This is a genomic window from Paraburkholderia sp. LEh10 (assembly GCF_017814945.1).
In the GTDB taxonomy this organism is placed as follows: Bacteria; Pseudomonadota; Gammaproteobacteria; order Burkholderiales; family Burkholderiaceae; genus Paraburkholderia.
Window position 1 is genome coordinate 1 of the sequence record NZ_JAGIPX010000188.1, and the last position, 1,766, is coordinate 1,766.

At 62.0% G+C, this 1,766-nt stretch carries 2 protein-coding genes; both read right to left on the bottom strand.

Going from position 1 to position 1,766, the window contains the following annotated elements; all coding sequences use genetic code 11:
- Positions 1-1,434, bottom strand: a 1,434-nt coding sequence (locus J8I87_RS43825) for an NAD(P)(+) transhydrogenase (Re/Si-specific) subunit beta (protein ID WP_209938868.1), incomplete at its 3' end; no start/stop codon positions are given.
- A partial coding sequence (locus J8I87_RS43830; RefSeq protein ID WP_209938866.1) for an NAD(P) transhydrogenase subunit alpha occupies positions 1,434-1,766 on the bottom strand: 333 nt, incomplete at its 5' end. The genes J8I87_RS43830 and J8I87_RS43825, both read right to left, overlap by 1 nt.

Sequence of the window (1,766 nt, forward strand, 5' to 3'; positions counted from 1 at the left end):
CATGTCTTCGATCACCTTCTTTGCATCGCCGAAGACCATCATCGTCTTGTCCATGTAGAAAAGATCGTTATCGAGCCCGGCGTAACCCGCCGCCATCGACCGCTTGTTGACGATCACCGTGCGCGCCTTGTACGCCTCGATGATCGGCATGCCCGCAATCGGCGACTTCGGATCGTTCTTCGCCGCCGGGTTCACCACGTCGTTCGCGCCGAGCACCAGCACCACGTCGACCTGGCCGAACTCGCCGTTGATATCTTCCATTTCGTGGACGATCTCATACGGCACTTCGGCCTCCGCCAGCAGCACGTTCATGTGACCCGGCATCCGCCCCGCGACAGGGTGGATTGCGTACTTCACATCGACGCCCTTCTCGATCAGCAGATCGGTCAGCTCCTTCAGTGCATGCTGTGCGCGTGCGACAGCAAGGCCATAACCCGGCACGATCACGACGGTCTCCGCGTTGCCGAGCATGAACGACGCATCTTCCGCCGAGCCCGACTTCACCGGCTTCTGTTCGCCCGAACCTGCCGCCGCCGCCGCGCCCGCCTCGCCGCCAAAGCCGCCCAGAATCACGTTGAAGAACGAGCGGTTCATCGCCTTGCACATGATGTACGACAGGATCGCGCCCGACGAACCCACCAGCGAACCAGCGATGATCAGCATCGCGTTGTTCAGCGAGAAGCCGATGCCCGCGGCCGCCCAGCCCGAGTACGAGTTCAGCATTGACACGACGACAGGCATGTCCGCGCCGCCGATCGGGATAATGATCAGCACGCCCAGCGCGAACGCGATCAGCGTCATGATGATGAACGGCAGCCACGACTGCGTGAGAAAGAAGATCACGCCGAAGCCGATCATTGCGAGCGCGAGCAGCAGGTTGATCAGATGCTGGCCCGCATAGACGACGGGCGCGCCCTGAAACAGCCGGAACTTGTACTTGCCCGACAGCTTGCCGAACGCGATCACCGAACCGCTAAACGTGATCGCGCCGACGAACGTGCCAATGAACAGTTCGATCCGGTTGCCGTACGGCAGGAAGCCGGGTACGCCTTCTTCCGCGCCGAGGCCGAACGCGGCCGGTTCCGACACCACCGCATACGCGATACACACGGCCGCCATACCGATCAGCGAGTGCATCGCGGCGACCAGTTCAGGCATCTTGGTCATCTCGACGCGCGCGGCGACGAATGCGCCGATCGCGCCGCCGACGATCAGCGAGACGAACACCAGCGATAGCCCAAGCGCGAGGTTCGAGCCCAGAAGCGCGGCCTGCTTCGAGATCAGCGCGACGGTCGTAAGAATCGCGATCGCCATGCCGACCATGCCGAACACGTTGCCCGTTCGCGCCGTCTTCGGATTCGACAGGCCCTTGAGCGCCTGGATGAAACAGACAGAGGCGATCAGATACAGGAGCGTAACGACGTTCAGGCTCATCATGCACCCTCCTTCGCAGCACCAGGCGCCGCGATCTTCTTCGGCTCCTTCTTCTTGAACATCTCCAGCATTCGTCGCGTGACGAGGAATCCGCCGAACACGTTCACCGCCGCAAGCGCGACGGCCACCGTGCCGAAGAACTTGCCCGTGCCGCCGACCGTGAGGCCCGCCGCGAGCATCGCGCCGACAATGACGATGGCCGAAATCGCGTTGGTCACGGCCATCAGCGGCGTATGCAGCGCCGGCGTCACATTCCAGACAACGTGATAGCCGACGTAGATCGCCAGCACGAAAATGATCAGGTTGATCACCGTATGGTTGATGACTTCCAT